General features: G+C 64.1%; 17 protein-coding genes. 8 read left to right on the top strand and 9 right to left on the bottom strand.

The window, feature by feature from the left end:
- Window positions 1–72: 72 nt before the first annotated feature.
- Window positions 73–858 (bottom strand): IclR family transcriptional regulator, encoded by a 786-nt coding sequence (locus AC5Y49_RS08795; RefSeq protein ID WP_499885978.1) that lies wholly within the window; start codon window positions 856–858, stop codon window positions 73–75.
- A gap of 50 nt (window positions 859–908) precedes the next feature.
- On the opposite strand from AC5Y49_RS08795, the gene AC5Y49_RS08790 reads away from it, so the two are divergent.
- From AC5Y49_RS08790 to AC5Y49_RS08775, 4 genes are all read left to right on the top strand, one after another.
- A complete protein-coding gene (locus tag AC5Y49_RS08790) occupies window positions 909–1,721 on the top strand; it encodes a Cof-type HAD-IIB family hydrolase (RefSeq protein ID WP_499885975.1) in 813 nt (270 codons plus the stop codon).
- Window positions 1,722–1,745: 24 nt separating this feature from the next.
- A complete protein-coding gene (locus AC5Y49_RS08785; RefSeq protein WP_499885974.1) occupies window positions 1,746–2,537 on the top strand; it encodes an SGNH/GDSL hydrolase family protein in 792 nt (263 codons plus the stop codon).
- A 26-nt stretch (window positions 2,538–2,563) separates the two neighbouring features.
- Complete coding sequence (locus tag AC5Y49_RS08780) at window positions 2,564–3,220, top strand: DedA family protein (protein ID WP_499885971.1); 657 nt, start codon at window positions 2,564–2,566, stop codon at window positions 3,218–3,220.
- A gap of 426 nt (window positions 3,221–3,646) precedes the next feature.
- Window positions 3,647–4,093 (top strand): anti-sigma factor antagonist, encoded by a 447-nt coding sequence (locus AC5Y49_RS08775; protein ID WP_499885969.1) that lies wholly within the window; start codon window positions 3,647–3,649, stop codon window positions 4,091–4,093.
- Between the two features lie 13 nt (window positions 4,094–4,106).
- Here AC5Y49_RS08775 and AC5Y49_RS08770 read toward each other — a convergent pair whose 3' ends face one another.
- Window positions 4,107–4,721, bottom strand: a complete 615-nt coding sequence (locus AC5Y49_RS08770; RefSeq protein WP_499886356.1) for a maleylpyruvate isomerase family mycothiol-dependent enzyme — start codon at window positions 4,719–4,721, stop codon at window positions 4,107–4,109.
- Between the two features lie 119 nt (window positions 4,722–4,840).
- Between AC5Y49_RS08770 and AC5Y49_RS08765 the strand changes: the two genes are divergently transcribed.
- A complete protein-coding gene (locus AC5Y49_RS08765) occupies window positions 4,841–5,860 on the top strand; it encodes an SDR family oxidoreductase (RefSeq protein ID WP_499885965.1) in 1,020 nt (339 codons plus the stop codon).
- Between the two features lie 76 nt (window positions 5,861–5,936).
- A complete protein-coding gene (locus AC5Y49_RS08760) occupies window positions 5,937–7,304 on the top strand; it encodes an HNH endonuclease signature motif containing protein (RefSeq protein WP_499885962.1) in 1,368 nt (455 codons plus the stop codon).
- Window positions 7,305–7,308: 4 nt separating this feature from the next.
- Here AC5Y49_RS08760 and AC5Y49_RS08755 read toward each other — a convergent pair whose 3' ends face one another.
- The 4 genes from AC5Y49_RS08755 to AC5Y49_RS08740 form a co-directional block, all read right to left on the bottom strand.
- Window positions 7,309–10,404 (bottom strand): FAD-binding and (Fe-S)-binding domain-containing protein, encoded by a 3,096-nt coding sequence (locus AC5Y49_RS08755; protein ID WP_499885959.1) that lies wholly within the window; start codon window positions 10,402–10,404, stop codon window positions 7,309–7,311.
- The gene (locus AC5Y49_RS08750; RefSeq protein ID WP_499885957.1) at window positions 10,401–12,209 is read right to left on the bottom strand and encodes a thiamine pyrophosphate-requiring protein; all 1,809 of its coding nucleotides are present in this window, start codon (window positions 12,207–12,209) and stop codon (window positions 10,401–10,403) included. The genes AC5Y49_RS08755 and AC5Y49_RS08750 overlap by 4 nt, the downstream gene beginning before the upstream one ends.
- Before the next feature lie 158 nt (window positions 12,210–12,367).
- Window positions 12,368–13,027 carry a UdgX family uracil-DNA binding protein gene (locus tag AC5Y49_RS08745; RefSeq protein ID WP_499885955.1) on the bottom strand — a complete coding sequence of 220 codons (660 nt, stop codon included), beginning with the start codon at window positions 13,025–13,027 and terminating at the stop codon, window positions 12,368–12,370.
- Window positions 13,028–13,031: 4 nt separating this feature from the next.
- Window positions 13,032–13,985, bottom strand: coding sequence for a TIGR03557 family F420-dependent LLM class oxidoreductase (locus AC5Y49_RS08740; protein ID WP_499885954.1), 954 nt, complete (start codon window positions 13,983–13,985; stop codon window positions 13,032–13,034).
- A gap of 72 nt (window positions 13,986–14,057) precedes the next feature.
- Between AC5Y49_RS08740 and AC5Y49_RS08735 the strand changes: the two genes are divergently transcribed.
- Both AC5Y49_RS08735 and AC5Y49_RS08730 read left to right on the top strand, forming a co-directional pair.
- Window positions 14,058–15,101 carry a hypothetical protein gene (locus AC5Y49_RS08735; protein WP_499885952.1) on the top strand — a complete coding sequence of 348 codons (1,044 nt, stop codon included), beginning with the start codon at window positions 14,058–14,060 and terminating at the stop codon, window positions 15,099–15,101.
- A 14-nt stretch (window positions 15,102–15,115) separates the two neighbouring features.
- Complete coding sequence (locus tag AC5Y49_RS08730) at window positions 15,116–15,496, top strand: hypothetical protein (RefSeq protein WP_499885950.1); 381 nt, start codon at window positions 15,116–15,118, stop codon at window positions 15,494–15,496.
- Here AC5Y49_RS08730 and AC5Y49_RS08725 read toward each other — a convergent pair.
- Genes AC5Y49_RS08725 through AC5Y49_RS08715 form a run of 3 tightly spaced genes read right to left on the bottom strand, consistent with a single transcriptional unit; the run spans window position 15,432 to window position 17,727 of the window.
- Complete coding sequence (locus AC5Y49_RS08725; RefSeq protein ID WP_499885948.1) at window positions 15,432–15,755, bottom strand: hypothetical protein; 324 nt, start codon at window positions 15,753–15,755, stop codon at window positions 15,432–15,434. The two genes, AC5Y49_RS08730 and AC5Y49_RS08725, sit on opposite strands and share 65 nt — an antisense overlap.
- Entirely contained in the window at window positions 15,755–17,245 is a 1,491-nt protein-coding gene (locus AC5Y49_RS08720) for a molybdopterin-dependent oxidoreductase (RefSeq protein ID WP_499886353.1), read from the bottom strand. The genes AC5Y49_RS08725 and AC5Y49_RS08720 overlap by 1 nt, the downstream gene beginning before the upstream one ends.
- Complete coding sequence (locus AC5Y49_RS08715; RefSeq protein WP_499885947.1) at window positions 17,242–17,727, bottom strand: oxidoreductase; 486 nt, start codon at window positions 17,725–17,727, stop codon at window positions 17,242–17,244. Before AC5Y49_RS08715 ends, AC5Y49_RS08720 begins: the two co-directional genes overlap by 4 nt.
- Window positions 17,728–17,748: the final 21 nt, after the last annotated feature.

Here is a 17,748-nt window from a genome sequence, read left to right as displayed (position 1 = left end):
TGCTCGCCGCCGAACGTCGAGTTGTTGGGCGATTTTGGGGCGAATTCGCGCAACAAGTCGACGCTCGACGGATCAGAGTTGCTCGCCGATCTCTTTGGCCGCCTTGGCCAGTGTGGCCGCCACCGATGCATATTGCGGCTTACTCAACCGATGCTGTGGTGCTGCGGCGTTGAGCGCCAGCCGCAAACCCGGCGCCCGGGTCGGAATCACCACCGCAACCGAGGCAACACCTTCCTCGCTCTCCTCCCGGTTGACGGCGTAGCCCTGTTCGCGGATCCGCGACAGCTCGGCCTCCAACGCGGTGCGCTTGGCGATCGACCGCTGAGTGATCCGCTCCAGGGTCTCGTCGGGCAGCAGCTGATGCAATTCCGGTTGTGACAGCTGGGCCAGCATGGCCTTGCCGGTCGACGTGCAGTGCGCCGGCATAGTGCGACCCAAGCGGGAGGCCACCCGCACCGCCGTCGGCCCTTCGACCGCGGCAACGAAGCGCACCACTGCACCGTCGAGCATCCCGATATGGATTGTCTCGCGCAGTCGTTCACTGAGCCCGCGCATGATCGGCATGGCAGTTCCAGCGATATCGATGCGGCCGAAGATCGCGAATGCCACACCGGTCAGCGCCGGACCCGGCAGGTAGGCCTTCGACACCGGGTCCTGGCGCACAAATCCGCGGTAGGTCAACATCGCCAACAGCCGGTGTGCGGTCGAGGATGCCACTCCCAGATACCGGGTCGCGTCGGTCAGCCGGATCTGGGGTTGGTCCCCTAATAGCAGCAATAGTTTGAGCGCGTTGTCCACCGACTCGATCGGATACTGCGGCGCAAGTGAATCGGCGGTCCGCTTCGCCTTCTTCGGCATGTCAGAGACGGTACCTGCGATAACGCCGATCCTGACTATCATGGGGACGCGTGGCGACTGACCGGATCCGTCTGCTGCTCGCCGATGTAGACGGCACGCTAGTAGACCAGCAGAAGCAACTCACCGACGCGGCCGTGGACGCGGTGCGCAAGCTACACGACGCCGACGTGTTGTTCGCCGTCACCAGCGGGCGACCGCCCAAGGGTATGGCGATGCTGATCGATCCGCTCGATCTGAAAACGCCCATCGCCGGCTTCAACGGCGGCATCTTCGTCAAGCGCGATATGAGCGTCATCGAACAGAAGGTCCTCCCCGACAACCTCGTGGTACCGATCGCGGAGGTGATCAGCTCGTTCGACCTCGACGTGTGGATCTATCAGGGTGCCGATTGGTATGTTCCCGATCTCGACGGCTCGCATGTAGATCGCGAGTCCAAGACGGTCCAGTTCAAGCCGAAGGTGATGAAAGACCCGAAGGACCACACCGAGTCGGTCGCCAAGCTCGTCGGGGTCAGCGACGACCACGACGCGGTTGCTGCGGCCACCAAGGCAGTCCACGACAAGTTCGGTGAGCGCGTCGCCGCATCGACGTCACAGCCGTACTATCTCGACGTCACCCATCCCGAGGCCAACAAGGGTTCGGTCGCCAAATACCTTGCGGCCCAGTACAACCTAAAGCCCGACGAGATCGCAACGATCGGTGACATGCCCAATGACGTTCTGATGTTCGCGCACTCACGTCTGCCGATCGCCATGGGTAACGCCGACAGCGAGGTGAAGAAAGCCGCTCGTCGAGTCACCGACAGCAACGACAACGACGGCTTCGCCAAGGCCGTCGAGCGCTTCGTCTTGCCTGAGGCCTGAATTCCCGGGGTTAGTCTCGCGGTCATGTCGGGCATCGCTTACCGCCGGTACGTGGCTATCGGCGACAGCCAGACCGAGGGGTTGTGGGACGGCGACGACACCGTTGGCCTCAGCGGATTCGCCGACCGGCTGGCCTACCAGCTCGACGCCCTGTATCCCGGATTGCAGTACGCCAATCTGGCGGTGCGGGGCAGGCGGATCCGTGACGTGCTGCACGACCAACTACCGCACGCGCTTGCGATGCGGCCGGATCTGATCACCGTGTGCGCTGGGATGAATGACGTCACCCGGCCGGGACGATCCTTCGATCAAGCCCTGGCCGAACTGGGCCTGCTGTATACGCGGTTGGCCGGGTCGGGAGCAACCGTGGCGACGACGACCTTCCCCGACGTCGCCAAACTCGTGCCGGTCGGCCGCCTGCTTGCCGCACGAGTGGCCCGCATCAACGACGTCATCCGCAGCGCTGCCCAAAGCCATGGATTCGGGCTCGTCGATCTGTACACCGCCCCCTCCATGCACGACCTCGACACCTGGAGCGCGGACCGCATTCACGCCTCCACCAAGGGCCATATCTTGTTTGCGGCCGCCGCGGCAGAGGCCTTGAATCTGCCGTCGAGCAATCATGATTGGGCGAACTCAGCCGGCGTGGCGGTGCGCTCGTCGCTGTCAGCGCGCGCCGGTGCGCAAGTGCGATGGACACAGAACATGCTCCTGCCCTGGCTGTGGCGCCAGCTGCGCGGTCGCTCTACCGGCGACGGCCGGCAACCCAAACGTCCACACCTCGATGACGTCACAGCGCGTCGCCGCGCCCGCTGACCACCCCGGTCAGGCATCCTTATCGCATGACGGTGGATGTCCTGCTGCACTCGATCCCACCGCTGACGGTGTACCTGATCGTCGGCGTCGTGGTCGGGATCGAGAGCCTGGGGATTCCACTTCCCGGCGAGATCGTGCTCGTCACCGCGGCGCTGATGTCATCACGCCACGAATTGGCCGTCAGCCCAATCGGCGTCGGGGCGGCCGCAGTGATCGGAGCGGTGATCGGCGACACGATCGGCTATTCCATTGGCCGGCGGTTCGGCATGCCCCTGTTCGAATGGCTGGGCCGGCGGTTTCCGCACCACTTCGGCCCCGGACACGTCGGCCTGGCCGAACGGATATTCACCCGATGGGGTTCACACGCGGTCTTCTTCGGGCGGTTCATCGCATTATTGCGGATCTTCGCCGGGCCGCTTGCCGGCGCTTTGAAGATGCCCTATCCGCGGTTTCTCGTCGCCAATGTTTCCGGTGCCGTGTGCTGGGCCGGCGGTACCACCGCCCTGATTTACTACGCCGGAGTCGCAGCCGAGCGCTGGCTGCAGCGCTTCTCCTGGATCGCTCTGGTTGTCGCGGTCGTAATTGGCGGCATTGCCGCGATTCTGCTCCGCAAACGCACTGCTCGGGCAATCGCCGAATTCGAGGCCGAAAGCCCTCGAGAATCGGACCAGACGGCGGCTTGAGGCGACGGTTTCGCCCGGCCCGTTGGCAAACTTCGCGCCCGATGCTGAGCGCCACCGACAGCTGCTCCGCAACAGGCACCCGACCTCGTCGACCGAGAGTTTGCTACCGAGCCGCAACAGGCTGTTAGCGCTCGATGCTGCCCCGCGCCCCGCGTGGCCGCTGTCGAATGAGAGCTGTTGGTAACAGATGTAATCGACATTTACATCACGTGCGCTGACGAGATTCGTCCGGAAATGCGGACAGTCATCCTCATTTGCGGAACGTCGGGCTATCCCGGTCGGATCCAGCCCATTCTTAGCAACTCCACATAGACATGCCGAGCAATCTCTGTTATAAAAATGAAATCTAGAAATTACGAGGTCTGTCTTCAGGCACGTAGGGCGGGCATCCTTCGCGGCGCGAAGCGCCGATTTGAGGAGTTCACCATGAGTTTTGCCACGGCAGAAGCATCGTCCAGTCATTTGATGTTGAGCAGCCGTCTGGTCTCGGAACTGGCCGGTGCACGGAGCACACTGCGGACCACCAGCGAACGCAGCGGATCCGCGGTGATTGTCCATGCCGGAGGCGAAGTCGACGCCTCCAACGAAGACACCTGGCGGCACCTGCTGAGCGAGGCGGCGGCTGCTGCCAGTTCCCCGGGTGCTCTGGTGGTCGACACCAGCGGCCTGGACTTCATGGGCTGCTGCGCGTTCGCCGTGCTGGCCGAGGAAGCGGAGCGCAGCCGGGAGCGTGGCGTCGAGATCCGCCTGGTCAGCAACCAGCCTGTCGTTGCGCGACTGGTCGCCGCCTGCGGGCTCGGCGAACTGATAGCCGTCGACGAGAGCGTGGACGCGGCGCTGGCGAACTCGCCTGGCGAGTCCTCCGACTGGTAAACCACTGGGCGGGTCAGCGACGTATGCGCTGAGCGAGCAGCTCTTTCCCTGGTCCGGCTAGTTGATTGAGGGCGTCCGGGCGTGCAGCCATCGCCATCAGCAGAGCCTCGCCTGGGCCCTTTACCTCAGTCCCGCTGCCGTGCGACCAGTCCAGGTCGGTGGCGACCAGCCGGATCCCTCGAGCCCGCCACACACCACGAGTTGCGGGAGCCCGCAAGGCGTAGTCCAACACGGCTTGCATCCGCTGTGGGTCGATGGTGCGCGCGATACCGAGTGGCCGGCGAATGTCCTGCTGATGGATCATGCCGTCAACGAGCGCGACCATGCCACCGCACATCGACGTGAAGCCCCGCGGCGGGATGCAGGCGCGCATCAATTCGGTGAGCTGTTCGGGCGAGCGGCGCGCATACTCAGCGACGCCGATCGCGTTGATGCGGTTGACCACCAAACCGCCTTTGACGAAGCGCCACACCAGTTCCCGGCGACTCAGCTCGTCATAGCTGAGCACGTGAGCGACGACGTCACGCACCCGCCATTGAGCGCACAAGCTAGGGTGCTCCCATTGCGCCGGTGATAGCCCCGCGAGCAGGTCGGCGAATTCTTCGCGCTCCTCGCACGCCATCTGCATTGTGCTCACGTCGGTCATTGCAGTACGACCTTAGTTGGTTTACCGGCCCCGGGCCGGGGTAAGCGTGCTTATGGAGACCATTCGTCCGCCGCCCTACAAGATCGGAACAGCGTAAGACCATGGGAATCAAAGACTCACCCGTCGTCGTGGTGACCGGCGCGAGCGCCGGTATCGGCCGAGCGACTGTGCAACTGCTCGCGAAGCGAGGGGCACGCATCGGACTGCTGGCACGGGGCGAGGCCGGGCTGGACGGCGCGGCATCCGATGTGCGCGCGGCAGGCGGTGAGGCGCTGGCGATCCCGACCGACGTGTCCGACTATGACGCGGTGGAACAGGCCGCGCAACGCGTCGAGGAACGGTTCGGCCCTATCGATGCCTGGATCAACGTTGCATTCAGTTCGGTCTTCGCGCCGTTCGCCGAGATCAAACCGGAGGAATTCCGCCGGGTCACCGAGATCAGCTACCTCGGCTTCGTGTACGGCACCATGGTCGCGTTGAAGCGAATGCGTCCGCGGAACTCCGGAGTCATCGTGCAAGTGGGATCTGCACTGGGCGCCCGCGCAATTCCGCTTCAGTCGGCGTACTGCGGCGCCAAACATGCCATCAACGGCTTTACCGAATCGCTACGAACCGAATTGATGCATGAGAAGAGCAAGGTGCGGATCACCGTCGTGCAGATGCCCGCGGTCAACACCCCGCAGTTCTCCTGGGTGCTTTCGCGTTTGGATCGGCACCCGCAACCGGTGCCGCCGATATACCAGCCAGAGGTCGCCGCGCGCGGCGTCCTGCATGCGCTCGACCATCCGCGCCGCAAGCAGTACTGGGTCGGGGCGAGCACGGTCGGAACGATCATCGGACAACGGTTCGCGCCTGCGCTGCTCGACCGCTATCTGGCCCGGACTGGATATGACTCGCAACAAACCGATCAGAAAGTCGGGCCGGATCAGCCGGCCAATCTTTGGGAGCCTGTCGACGGGCCAGGGGGCAAGGATTACGGCGCGCATGGCGTGTTCGACGACCAGGCCCACGGCCATAGCGCGCAATTCTGGGCCACCCGGCATCGGCGCTCGCTGCTCGGCGCGGGGCTAATGGCAAGCTTGCTGGCCGCGTCGAGTTGGGGTCAGCGCCAGCTTCGCTGAAATCACTTCTGCCACTTCCGTTTCAGTGGTCTCACGGTCGGCCATCATTGTCGTGCCCCGTCGATAAAATTCGAACATGCATTCGGGTAGTCGGGAAGAGATCGTCGAGTACTTCGACGCGCTCAAGACCGCCATGAAACGCATCCTGGACCTGTCGTTCGATGTGTTGACCACCCCCGAACGCCTGGCGATGTTGGAGTGCTGCGAAACCTTGCGCCGCCAGCTGCCCGCTGTCGAGCACCCGCTGATCAACCAGCTCGCCGAGCAGGCCACCGAAACCGAGCTCGGCGGCAAGCTCTCGTTTGCGTTGGCGGAGCGGTTGCGGATCACCCGCGCCGACGCTTCACGGCGTATCGGTGAGGCCGCCGACCTGGGGCCACGCCGCGCAATCACCGGCGAACCTTTGGAGCCGGTTTTGGCGGCGACCGCCGCCGCTCAACGCGCCGGACGCATCGGGGCCGGGCATGTGGCGGTGATCCGCAGCTTTTATCACCGGCTGCCCGACGCGGTGGATGTGGAGACCCGCGGGCGCGCCGAAGCCCACCTAGCCCAGCTGGCTGGCGAACATCGCCCCGACGACTTACACAAGCTCGCCGATCGGCTCACCGACTGTCTGAACCCCGACGGCGATTTCACCGACACCGACCGCGCCCGACGCCGCGGCCTGGCTCTGGGTAATCAGCACCCCGATGCGATGTCGCAGTTGACCGGCTGGGTGACCCCTGAACTGCGGGCCGCCATCGAAGCAATATGGGCCAAACTGGCCGCCCCCGGCATGTGCAACCCCGACGACCCCACGCCCTGCGTGAGCGGCACCCCCTCACAAGAAGCCATCGAGCGCGACACCCGCAGCACCGCCCAGCGCAACCACGACGCGCTGCTGGCCGCCGCTCGCGCGCTACTGGCCTCCGGCGATCTGGGCCAGCACAACGGGCTACCGGCCACCATCATCGTGTCCACCACCCTGGCCGAACTCGAAGCCGGCGCGGGCAAAGCCCTCACCGGCGGCGGCACCCTGCTACCGATGTCCAATGTGATCCGAATGGCATCGCATGCGCATCATTACCTGTCGATTTTCGACAACGGTAAGGCGATCGGGCTATATCACACCAAGCGGTTGGCCTCACCCGGTCAGCGAATCATGCTGCACGCCAGGGATCGTGGGTGTAGCTTCCCCAACTGCGACGTGCCCGGCTACCTCACCGAAGTCCACCACGTCACCGACTACGCCCAATGTCGCGACACCGACATCGATGACCTGACCCTGGGCTGCGGACCACATCACAAACTCGTCACCTCCGGCGGCTGGAGAACCCGCAAACTCAAAAACGGTGACACCGAATGGATCCCACCCCCACACCTCGACCACGGCCAACCACGAACCAACAACTACCACCACCCCGAAAAACTGCTGCGCACGGACGAAGACGACGAGGTGCCGTAGCGGCTCAACGCTTTCGGAGTGCGGCTGCCAGCGCCCAAGTCACCCCGGCACCCACCACCGCGACTGCGGCCAGTGGGCCAGCCACCCGGGCCGCCCGAACGCGTGACGAGGGCTCCGGACGACTCGGCCGACCGCCGACCATTACCTGCGCCAGATGCAGCGGCGTCGCTGCGCCCGCATCTTTGATCTGGGTCTGGCAGGAGAATCCGTCGGCCACCACCAGGGCGTCGGGGTTGTCGCGAACCTTCGGCAGCAGCGCTTGCTCGCCACAGTCCATCGAAAGTTGGTACTTGCCTTGCTCGAAACCCCAGGAACCGGCCAATCCGCAGCAGCCGCCGGTTACTGATTGCACGTCGAGTCCCATCTTCTCCAGGACTTGCTGATCCGCATCCACCCCGCCGGTTGCCCGCTGGTGGCAGTGCCCCCACAGCAGCGCCCGCGCACCGGACACCTTCGGAAGCTCGACGTCGAACTTCGTGAAGAACTCGGCAAAGTGATAGCTGTTGCGTACCAGGCGGTCTGCGTCGTCGTCATGCGGCAATAGCTTGGGCAGCTCGTCTTTGAACACGGCCAGACAGCTGGGCTCCATCCCCACGATCGGTGTGCCGGCCCGGATGTCGTCACGCAACTGCGCCAGCACATCGTGCAGGTAGCGCTCGGCCACATCCAAGAAGCCGTAGTCGTACAGCGGTCGGCCACAACAGATGTGCTTGGTCGGCATTACCACCTGCCAGCCGGCCGCCTCGATCGCCTCCACGCAGGCCACCCCGACATCGGTATGCAGCCGGTTGTTGAACGTATCCGGAAACACGATGACCCGCGGTCCGCCGTCATTGACCACCGGGCGCTCCGAAAACCACTGTTGCAGTGTCATCGGCGCGAACGTCGGTAGCGGCCGGTGGCGGTCGATTCCGCCCAGGGCTTTGGCGATGCGGGACAGCACCGGTGTCTGGGTGGCGAAGTTCGCCAGTTCGGGGATCGCGCTCGCCAACCGGGCCGCCTGGTCGATGAACCCGAACGCGTAGGCATAGCGCGGTCGCCACCGGCGCGCCGACTTGAAATGGTGGTAGAGGAATTCCGCCTTGTAGGTCGGGATATCAACGTCGACCGGGCAGTCGCTGGTGCAGCCCTTACAGGCCAGGCACAGGTCCAATGCATCGGCGACCTCTGTGGACTGCCAGCCGTCGGTGATCACTTCACCGCGCAACATCTCGAACAGCAGCCGGGCGCGCCCACGAGTGGAGTGCTTCTCCTCCCTGGTCACCTGATAGCTCGGGCACATCGTGCTCGTCGCCTCGGGCACCCGGCATTTGCCGACACCGACGCAGCGCAGCGCCGCGTGCGAAAAGTCGCCGCCGTCGTCCGGGTAGGCGAACTTCACCTTCGGCCGCGGCGGGTTGTAGTCGGTGCCCAGCTTGAGATTCTCGTCGAAGCGATACGGGTCGATGACCTTGCCGGGGTTCATCTTCCACTCCGGATCCCAGATCAGCTTGAACTTGCGCATCGCTTCGAGAAGGCGCGGACCGTACTGCTTGCCGAGCAGTTCGGCACGCTGCTGCCCGTCGCCGTGCTCGCCGGACATCGAGCCGTTGTAGCGCGCCACCAGGTCGCCGGCCGCCTCCATGAAGTGCCGGTAGTTGGCCAACCCGTCGCGGTGGCGCAGGTCGAAATTGATCCGGGAATGGATGCAGCCTTCGCCCAGGTGGCCGTACATGGCACCGCGCAGACTGTGGTCGGCGTAGAGCTGCTGCAGATCCCGCAAATAGTCGCCAACTCGCGCCGGCGGCACAGCCGAATCTTCCCAGCCTGGCCAGTGATCGCCACTGTCAGCCGGAAACGCAGTCGATCCCAGCCCGGCCTCGCGGATCGACCACAACTCGTCGCTGTTGCCGCCGTCCTGCTTGCTGCGGGCCAGCACGATGCGGTCGTCGTCGTAGTCCTTCTTCTTCTGGAGCCACTGGACGAATTCCTCAGCCCGGCGCAGTGATTCGCCGGGCTCGTCGGATCCAAACTGCATGAACAGCCAGGCACCGCTGGATTCGGGCCGGGGCAGCGCCGCCCGGCCGGCCGCATTGGTTCCGGTCAGTTCCTGGTCGTGGACCAGCAGGTGGTCGACGGCCTCCAGACCAATTGGTTTCCAGGCCATCAGGTCCGGTACCGCGTCGCCGGCCTCGCCCAGCGAGTCGTATTGAATCACCACCAGCGTGCGGTGAATCATCGCCGGTGTCAGCATCACTGTCGCGGTCAGCGCCACCGCGCAGGTGCTTTCGGTGCCGACCAGCGCGCGGGCTACGTTGAAACCCTTCTCCGGGAGCAATTCGTCGAGGTTGTATCCGGACACCCGCCGCGGCAGCTCGTCCACCGATGGATATCCCTTGCGGATGTCGTCGGCATACTCGTCGCGCAAATCCCGCAGGGCGGCATAGATTTCACCCTTGCGTCCACCGGCGGCGATGATGGCGTCCAGATTCTTCTCCTCATTGACGCCGACCGAGAACCGCGCGCCGTCATAGGTGATGACGTCCATTGAATGCGTGTTGTCGGACGTGCGCGGCCCCGGTCCGTAGAGATGCGACTGGATCGAATGGACGCCGCAGGAGTTGTTGCCAATATTGCCGCCCAAGGTGCACCTCGAGTGCGACGACGGGTCCGGACCGAACACCAGTCCGTATTCGCCAGTGGCCTTGTTGAGCTGCTCGTTGATCACCCCGGTTTGCACAGTAGCCACGCGACGCCCGGCATCGATGTCGATGATCTCGGTGAGGTACTTCGAAAAGTCGATGACGACGGCCACGTTCACGGTCTCACCGGACAAACTGGTCCCACCGCCCCGGCACAGCACCGGGGCACCGTAGGTGTGACAGGCCCGCACGGTCTGGACGACGTCGTCGATCGTCTTGGGCACGACCACACCGATGGGCACCTGGCGGAAGTTCGACGCGTCGTTGGCGTACATCGCCTTGGTGGCCGTGTCGAATCGCACCTCACCGCTGACGTGCCGACGCAGCTGGTTCTCCAGCCCTGCGACGTTGACTTTGCCGACCGACGCCATCCCAGCGACGAAGCGGGTATCGGGCCGCGATGGGACGGTCTGCGTCATTCGTCGTCACCTTTGACCGTCTGCTTGATCGACTCGGTGAACTCGTGCATCTTCTGTTTGGCGCCCTTCTTGCCAATGCTGACCCGGTCGGGATCTTTGATCACCGCTTTGGCGGTCTTCTTGGCCATCATCTTCTTGATGTGTGGCGGAACAGGCGGGATGTCCTTGTCGACGACGACTTCCAAAACCACCGGACCGTTGGCGGCCAGCGCCCGGTCCCAGGCCTCGCCGATCTTCGCCGGGTCGTCGCAGCGAATCCCGGTCAGACCGAGCAGATTTGCGAACTCCGCGTAGGGCACATCCGGGATATATTGGGACCCCTCAAATTTGGGCTCCCCACCCATCGCCCGCTGTTCCCACGTGACTTGGTTGAGGTCTTCGTTGTTGAACACACAGAAGATCAGCGGCCCATCGGAAAGCCGATCCTTGTAACGCTTGACCGTGATCATTTCGGCCATTCCGTTCATCTGGAACACGCCGTCACCGACCAGCGCGATCACCGGCCGGCCCGGATAGGCGAACTTAGCGGCGATCGCATAGGGCGTACCGGGTCCCATCGTGGCCAAGTTTCCGGCTAACGAGGCTTGCATACCCGGGCGCATCCTCAGGTGCCGCGCCCACCAGTTGGCCACCGAACCGGCGTCGGTGGTCAGAATCGCATTATCCGGTAGCCGTTTCGACAATTCGTGCGCAACCAGCTCCGGGTTGAGCGGCTCCGCCTTGTCGTGCGCCCGCTTGTCGAGCACCGCCCACCACTCTTTGACTTCCTTTTGGATCTTTTCCTGCCACGACCGGTCATCTTTACGCTTCAGTAGTGGAATAAGCTCTCGTAGCGTCTCTTTGGAGCCTCCGACGAGATTGGCCTCCATCGGATAGCGGGTGCCGATCATGCGTCCGTCGATGTTGATCTCGACGCCGCGGCATTGGGCTTCCTTCGGCAGCCATTCGGTGTAGGGGAAGCTGGTGCCGATGTAGAACAAGGTGTCGGCGTCGGACATCATCGCCTCGCTGGCGGTGGAACCGAGCAAGCCGATGGGACCGGTGACATAGGGCAGATCGTCGGGCAGCACGGCGCGTCCCAGCGAAGACTTGGCGACGCCGGCGCCGAGCAACTCCGCGGTCTGCACCACCTCGTCGGCCGCCTCGGCCGCACCTTGGCCGATAACGATGGCCACCTTCTTGCCGTCGTTGAGAATTCCGGCCGCCTTCTGCAACTCGGACTCCGGGGGGATCACCCGCGGTTTCGTCCAACCGACACTGGTGAACACCGCGCCGTGCATGCGCGGCGGCGACGGCACCGCATCTGCCTCCGCGACGTCCTCCGGCAGGATGATCGTCGCCACGGTCCGGTTGTTCAGCGCCACCTTGCAGGCCCGGTCGACGAGCTGGCGCGCCTGTTCGGGGGCCATGCACGTTTGGACGAAGTCAGACGATACGTCTTTGTACAGCGAGTTGGGATCGATCTCCTGCTGGAACGCCGCACCCAGCGACATCCGCTTCTGTTGACCGATGATGGCCACCACTGGCTGGTGGTCGAGCTTGGCGTCGTAGAGGCCATTGAGCAAATGGATGGTCCCGCCGCCGGAGGTTGCCAAACAACAGCCGATCTCCCCGGTGAACTTGGCGTGCGCGGTCGCCATGAATGCACCCATCTCCTCATGCCGCGGCTGGATCAGCTCAGGATCTCCGCCGGCGCGATCGAGCGCTCCCAGCATCGACAGAATGCCGTCGCCCGGATATCCGTAGATGCGGTGAATCCCCCACTGCCGCAGTCGGTCGAGAATAAAGTCGGCGGTCTTGGGCATTGGTATTCCTTCCGTGGGGGTTCGCTTTGCGGGACGTGAGTGGACCGCCGGGATCGTCACCGCCGGCCGAGGAGGGGGCAACGGCGGCGGTCATGGGTACCACGGCGACGGTGACGACGCCGGTGGTCACTGTCGACGTGTACCCGCGAGTTGGGGCGTCAAACGGTCGAAAGACGGGCGCGTGCGCTGCGGAGGTCGTCGACGAAAGACGCGTAGGCCTTGTCGCGGTCGGTGCGGTCCCGCAGCACCGCCGACGGATGCACGGTGGCCGCCAGTTGGGGCTCTGGGTCCAACCGCACGTCGAACTCCTGCGGCAGGCCGATGAGCTCGCCGCGGTGCGCCGAGACGCGAAAGGCGCTGCCCAGCAATGCCTGGGCGGCGGTCGCGCCGAGCAGCACGATCAGCTGAGGCTGCAGTGAGTCGATTTCGGCTAACAGCCAGGGGCGGCACGCGACGACCTCGGTGCGGTTGGGCTTTTGGTGTATCCGCCGTTTGCCGCTTTTGCGGGTGAACTTGAAATGCTTGACCGCGTTGGTTTGATACGTCAGATCGGGGTCGATGCCCGCGTCGTCGAGTGCTCGGGCCAGCAGTCGCCCGGCGGGTCCGACGAACGGCAGGCCTTCGATGTCCTCCCGGTCCCCCGGCTGCTCGCCGACGAGCATGATCGGCGCGTCTCGATGCCCGTGCCCGAACACCGTTTGAGAGGCGCTCTGGTACAGCGTGCAGCCGTGGCAACAGCTTGCCGCGGCTTCCAATGAATCCAGGCTGCGATCTTCGGGGAGGTAACGCTCCGCGCCGGGGACCTTGGTAGTGCTCATCGGTTCACGCGAACTCGGGTGCGATCTCCGACTCCCAGAAGTCGAAGAACCGGTCCTGGTCCGGACCGATCTGCTGGATGTAGACCTCGTCGAAGCCGGCGGCGGCGAATTCCCGGATCCGCTCGATATAGGGCTTGGCATCCGGCCCGCAGGGCACCGACTCCGCCACCGCAGACTCTGGAACCAGACTGGATGCCTGCTCGAAATCACTTGGTCGGGGTAAGGTCTGGCCGAGCTGCCCAGGCAACTGTTCGTTTGCCCACAAACTGTGCGCGGTGCGCAGCCCGTCGTCTTTGGTCGGCGCGTGGCACACTTTGAAGCCGGCCTGGGTCGGCTTACCGGATCCGCCGTTCTCCCGGAACTGCGACACCAATTCGGCATCGGGCATGGTGCACTGGAAACCATCGCCGATCCGGCCGGCCAAGCCGGCGGCCTGCGGCCCGTATCCGGAGACATAGATCGGGACCGGTTGGGACGGCAGCGTGTAGAGCCTGGCGTTCTCGACGGTGAAGTGTTGGCCGTGGTGGCTGACCTCGTTGCCGGAGAACAGCTTTCGGATCACAGCCACCGCTTCTTCGAGCATTTCGCGGCGGATCGCCATCGTCGGCCAATGCTGTCCGGTGATGTGCTCGTTGAGCGCTTCCCCGGTCCCCACCCCGAGGACGAACCGCCCGTCGTGCTGAGCGGCGCAGGTCGCGGCGGCCTGGGCGATCACCGCTGGATGGATCCGCATGATCGGACAGGTGACAGCCGTGGTGACCGGCAATGAGCAGGCCTGCGACAGCGCGCCGATCACCGACCAGACAAATGGACTGTGTCCCTGTTGGTCGGTCCACGGATGAAAGTGATCGGAGATCCACAGCCGCTGGAAGCCGGCGGCCTCAGCTCGAACGGCTTGGCGGATCAATTCGTTCGGATGGAACTCTTCGCTGGTGAGGAGGTAGCCAAAAGTCGGCATGGTGCGGGCATACCCTTCTGACAAGGGCCGAAACAGGTGTAAGCACCCGCGTCTTGGGGTATTGCATCCCACGTGGCCACCGCATTCTGGCGCTGGTGTTCGGCTGCTGCCGCCGGCGCACTCGCTGTCGCTGGGTGCTCATCGCCTCAACAGCCGGAGAGCTCGCCTGAAGTGACGCTGGTGCATGTCGACGCGGCGCTGCACAGTCCGGTGTGGTCATATGGCACGCACACTCTGCTCGGCCTCACCGATGACCATCGGCTGGCGAAGGTCAGCGGCGCCGAAAAGCCGGAGACTGCGCGAACCACGCTGTCGGGGCCGCTCGACGCCGGCCGCAACCTCCAAATCAGCCAGATGGACGACCGCAACGTCTTCGTGCCGCAACCGCAGCGTGGGGACGTGGGCATCGTCGACATCGGCAGCCTGCGGACGGTCGGCCAGTTCGATGCCGGTCCGGCTCCCGACTACCTCTCCGAAGACGCCGGCATGCGGATCTTGCTCGCGCTGTCCGCTGACGGAACGACTGTGACGCCGGTGGATCAATACGGCTACCGCAAACTGCCGGCTGCCACGATCACCGGAGATCGCGCGGATTCCATCGACGGTTCCACGCGAGGACGCGAAATCGACTACCACGTGTACGCGCCGTCGGGAATCCGATACTACAAAGGACCCTCGTCGCCACCGAGAGAACGCGGCGCGTTCACCATGGACGTCGCGGCGTCAGCGGGCAACAACACCAAAGTGACCCGCACCTACGCCGCCGACCACGACCACGCCACGCTCTACTCGATCGACTCCCGCCGCGGCGGCGAAGGATTGGAAGTGGTCGGCCGTGCGGAACTGCCGTCATCGCCGATCCGCTATTTGGGAACCGACGACACCCGGATCTACGCGGCAACCGACCGGCAACTGGTGACGCTCGAGACGAACAGCTTCGGCGGCTATCCGAACTACGCCATGCATGTGATCCACGTAGTCGACTACCGCTCGAGTTTGCCTGCCGGCCAGGCGAAGTCGGCGCCGCTGTCCGGGATGGAGGTTGGTCCACACCAGGTGTTTCTCACGCTACGCGGAGCACCGTATGTGGTCGGCGTCGCGAAGCCGCACCTATGACTGAAGGAGAACCGGTGAGCGCCGTACCGCACACCCCGATCGGCGTCGACGACGACTTCGAGTGGATCAATGAACAGATCCGGGCCCTCAAGGAACTCGGCGCTAAGGAAGAAGTCGAGGAAGGGGAAAGTTACGACTTCAGCATCCGGTGGGGCACGGCTCTTGCCGGGCGGCTGCGGCGGCTGGTGCTCTACAGCTCCGAAGGCATCCTCAGTGCGGCCGATGAAGCCCGATTCCAATCGCTGTGCGACGAGTTGCGCGGGCTATCCGAGCTGATCGATCAATTCGAGCTGGCTCACCCGGTGTTCACCGCACCCACACCCGCCACCGCTAAACGGCATCGGGGACCTCGACGGACCAGCTCGCGGCGCGGGCCTCGTCTGCATCGCGGGTGAGGAAGTCTTTCTCCCGCAGTTTGATTCCGGTGCGCGGCATGGGGCACTCCGGTTTGCGGCATGTCAAAGCCACCATGTAGGCATCGTCGTCCTCGTCGAGAAACAGGAAACCAAGGTAGAGCGCATCGCCGACATCGAATTCGGTTGCGCCACAGCCGTCGCAGTGCCCTCCTTTGGCCTTGACCTGGTCCAGCACCCGCTCACACTCGGTCAGATTCAAGCTGACCAGCTCGGGACGCACCACAGTGTCGCGGGTCATCAGATCTCCACATCCTTGTCGTAATGGATGTTGTCCTCGCGCCAACCGCCCAAGCCCATGCCGATACCGCGGTGGTCGTCGACGAACTCGATCTGGTTGATCCACTTGGCCATCTTGAAGCCGACTTGGGTCTCGACCCGCAACCGCAGCGGCGCACCATGTTTGATCGGCAACGGCTGGCCGTTCATCTCGTAGGCCAGGATGGTCTGCGGCTTGTAAGCCAGTTCCATATCCATCACCTCATAGAACTGGCCCAACCCGTCGGAGCTGGGCTCGTCGCGGCTGTTGTCCTGCATGGTCAAAAAGCAGATGTAGCGGGCCTGTGGCAGCGGCTTGACTTCCTCGAGCAGCCGGCTCAGATGAATCCCGCTCCATTGACCGATGCTCGTCCAACCCTGCACGCAGTTGTGCAACACCCGCTGCGTTTCCGGTTCGCCCAACGCGCGCAGCCCCGCCAAGTCGAGGGTCACCGGCTTTTCCACCAGACCGCCGACTCGCAATCGCCAGTCGACGAAGTTGTGCACCGCCATCACCTTGTACTCACTTGAGCATGGCGGCTTGCCGTTGACTCGGTGCTCTTTGGAGAGCTTGTGCACCGGGTAGTCCTGCCGCGAGTTCAGCGGCCGCAACAACATGAGTTTGGCGCGGGTATTGATCACGCCCAAAATTTTGTGGACCTGTGTTGGCCGGCGAAGACTCCATGCCGTCGCGGCGACGTGCACGGCGACGATCGCGCCGATGATCACGAACGACCAGAACGTCGCCCAGTTGATGTTGCGGACCGAACCGAAGATCATCGCCGCGGTGAGCTGGCCCCAGCCCCAGAAGAAGATCATCGACAGGTGGATCACGATGAAGACCAAAAACGCCACCAGACCAAAGAAGTGCAAACTGCGCGCCCGTTGCCGGCCACCCCACAGCCGGACGTACCACGGGAAGCGCGCTTCGACCGCCGGTGACTGTGCCGCGCCGGTCAGGATCTGGAACGGGGCAAGAACGAAGATGACGCCGGCGTACGCCAATTTCTGGATGGCATCCAGCGGTTCGCTGGGCAACAGCGACGGCAAGTTGAACGTCATGTAGGCGACGATGTCGTTCCAGGCCTCGGAAAATATCGACCACGAATAGGGCCAGTACCGATGCCACTGCCCGGTGGCGAACAGCAGGATGTAGTAGGACAGACCGACCAGAATCCACCCGATCACCGCGAAGAAGTGCCAGTGGCGGCCGAGGCCGAGTTTCTTGTGGCCGGGCAACGCGACGATCGAGCTGTAGGACTCCTCCTCGTCAAGCGTGTCGTACAACTTATTGGTCGGCATTTCCTTGGGGGTGAAGCGCGCCCACTCGGTGCCGGGCCTGCTGTCCTCGCGCCAATACAACTTGGGATGGGTGCCGAGGATCTCGATCCCGCTGCGCAACAGCAACGTCAGGAAAAGCACGTTGAGCCAGTGGTCGATCCGCAGCCACACCGGGTAGTCGAAGGTCATCAGTCGTGCCAATTCTGTCGTTGCGGGTAGGCCACGTTGATGCCCAAGAGCACCGTCATGTGAACCGCGATGAAGCCGCCCGCGCAAGCCAGCGCCCACGTGCCGGGCGCGACATCCCAGCGACCGGTCAACGCCACCAGCCCCGGCAGGCTGGCCGCCCGGCTGGCCAGATACAAGCCGAGAAACACCACCGACACCAGGTCGCCCAGCAGCCAACCCAGCTGCGGCAGACGGGGATTCAGCCCGAGCCACATGACACCGGCGGCCAGTAGACAGCCGGCGATCAGCACAGCGGCGTAGATGATGAAGTAGACCGGCGGCGACGTCTCTCGGGTGAGGGCATAGATGTGGGCCGCGACAATGCCCAGCAGCAGCACTCCACCCAGTGCCGTCACCGTGCGCGGCAGGTCGAAAGCGACATAGCCACCCAGTCGCAACATCCGGTACAGCCGACTGCGCTGCAACACGCGCACGACAAGACCCACGGCGGCTGCGTACCCCGCGAC

The sequence above is a fragment of the Mycobacterium sp. NGS62 genome (assembly GCF_059812285.1).
Note: the sequence above shows the minus strand (reverse complement) of the source record. Positions and strands in the feature narration are given on the sequence as shown.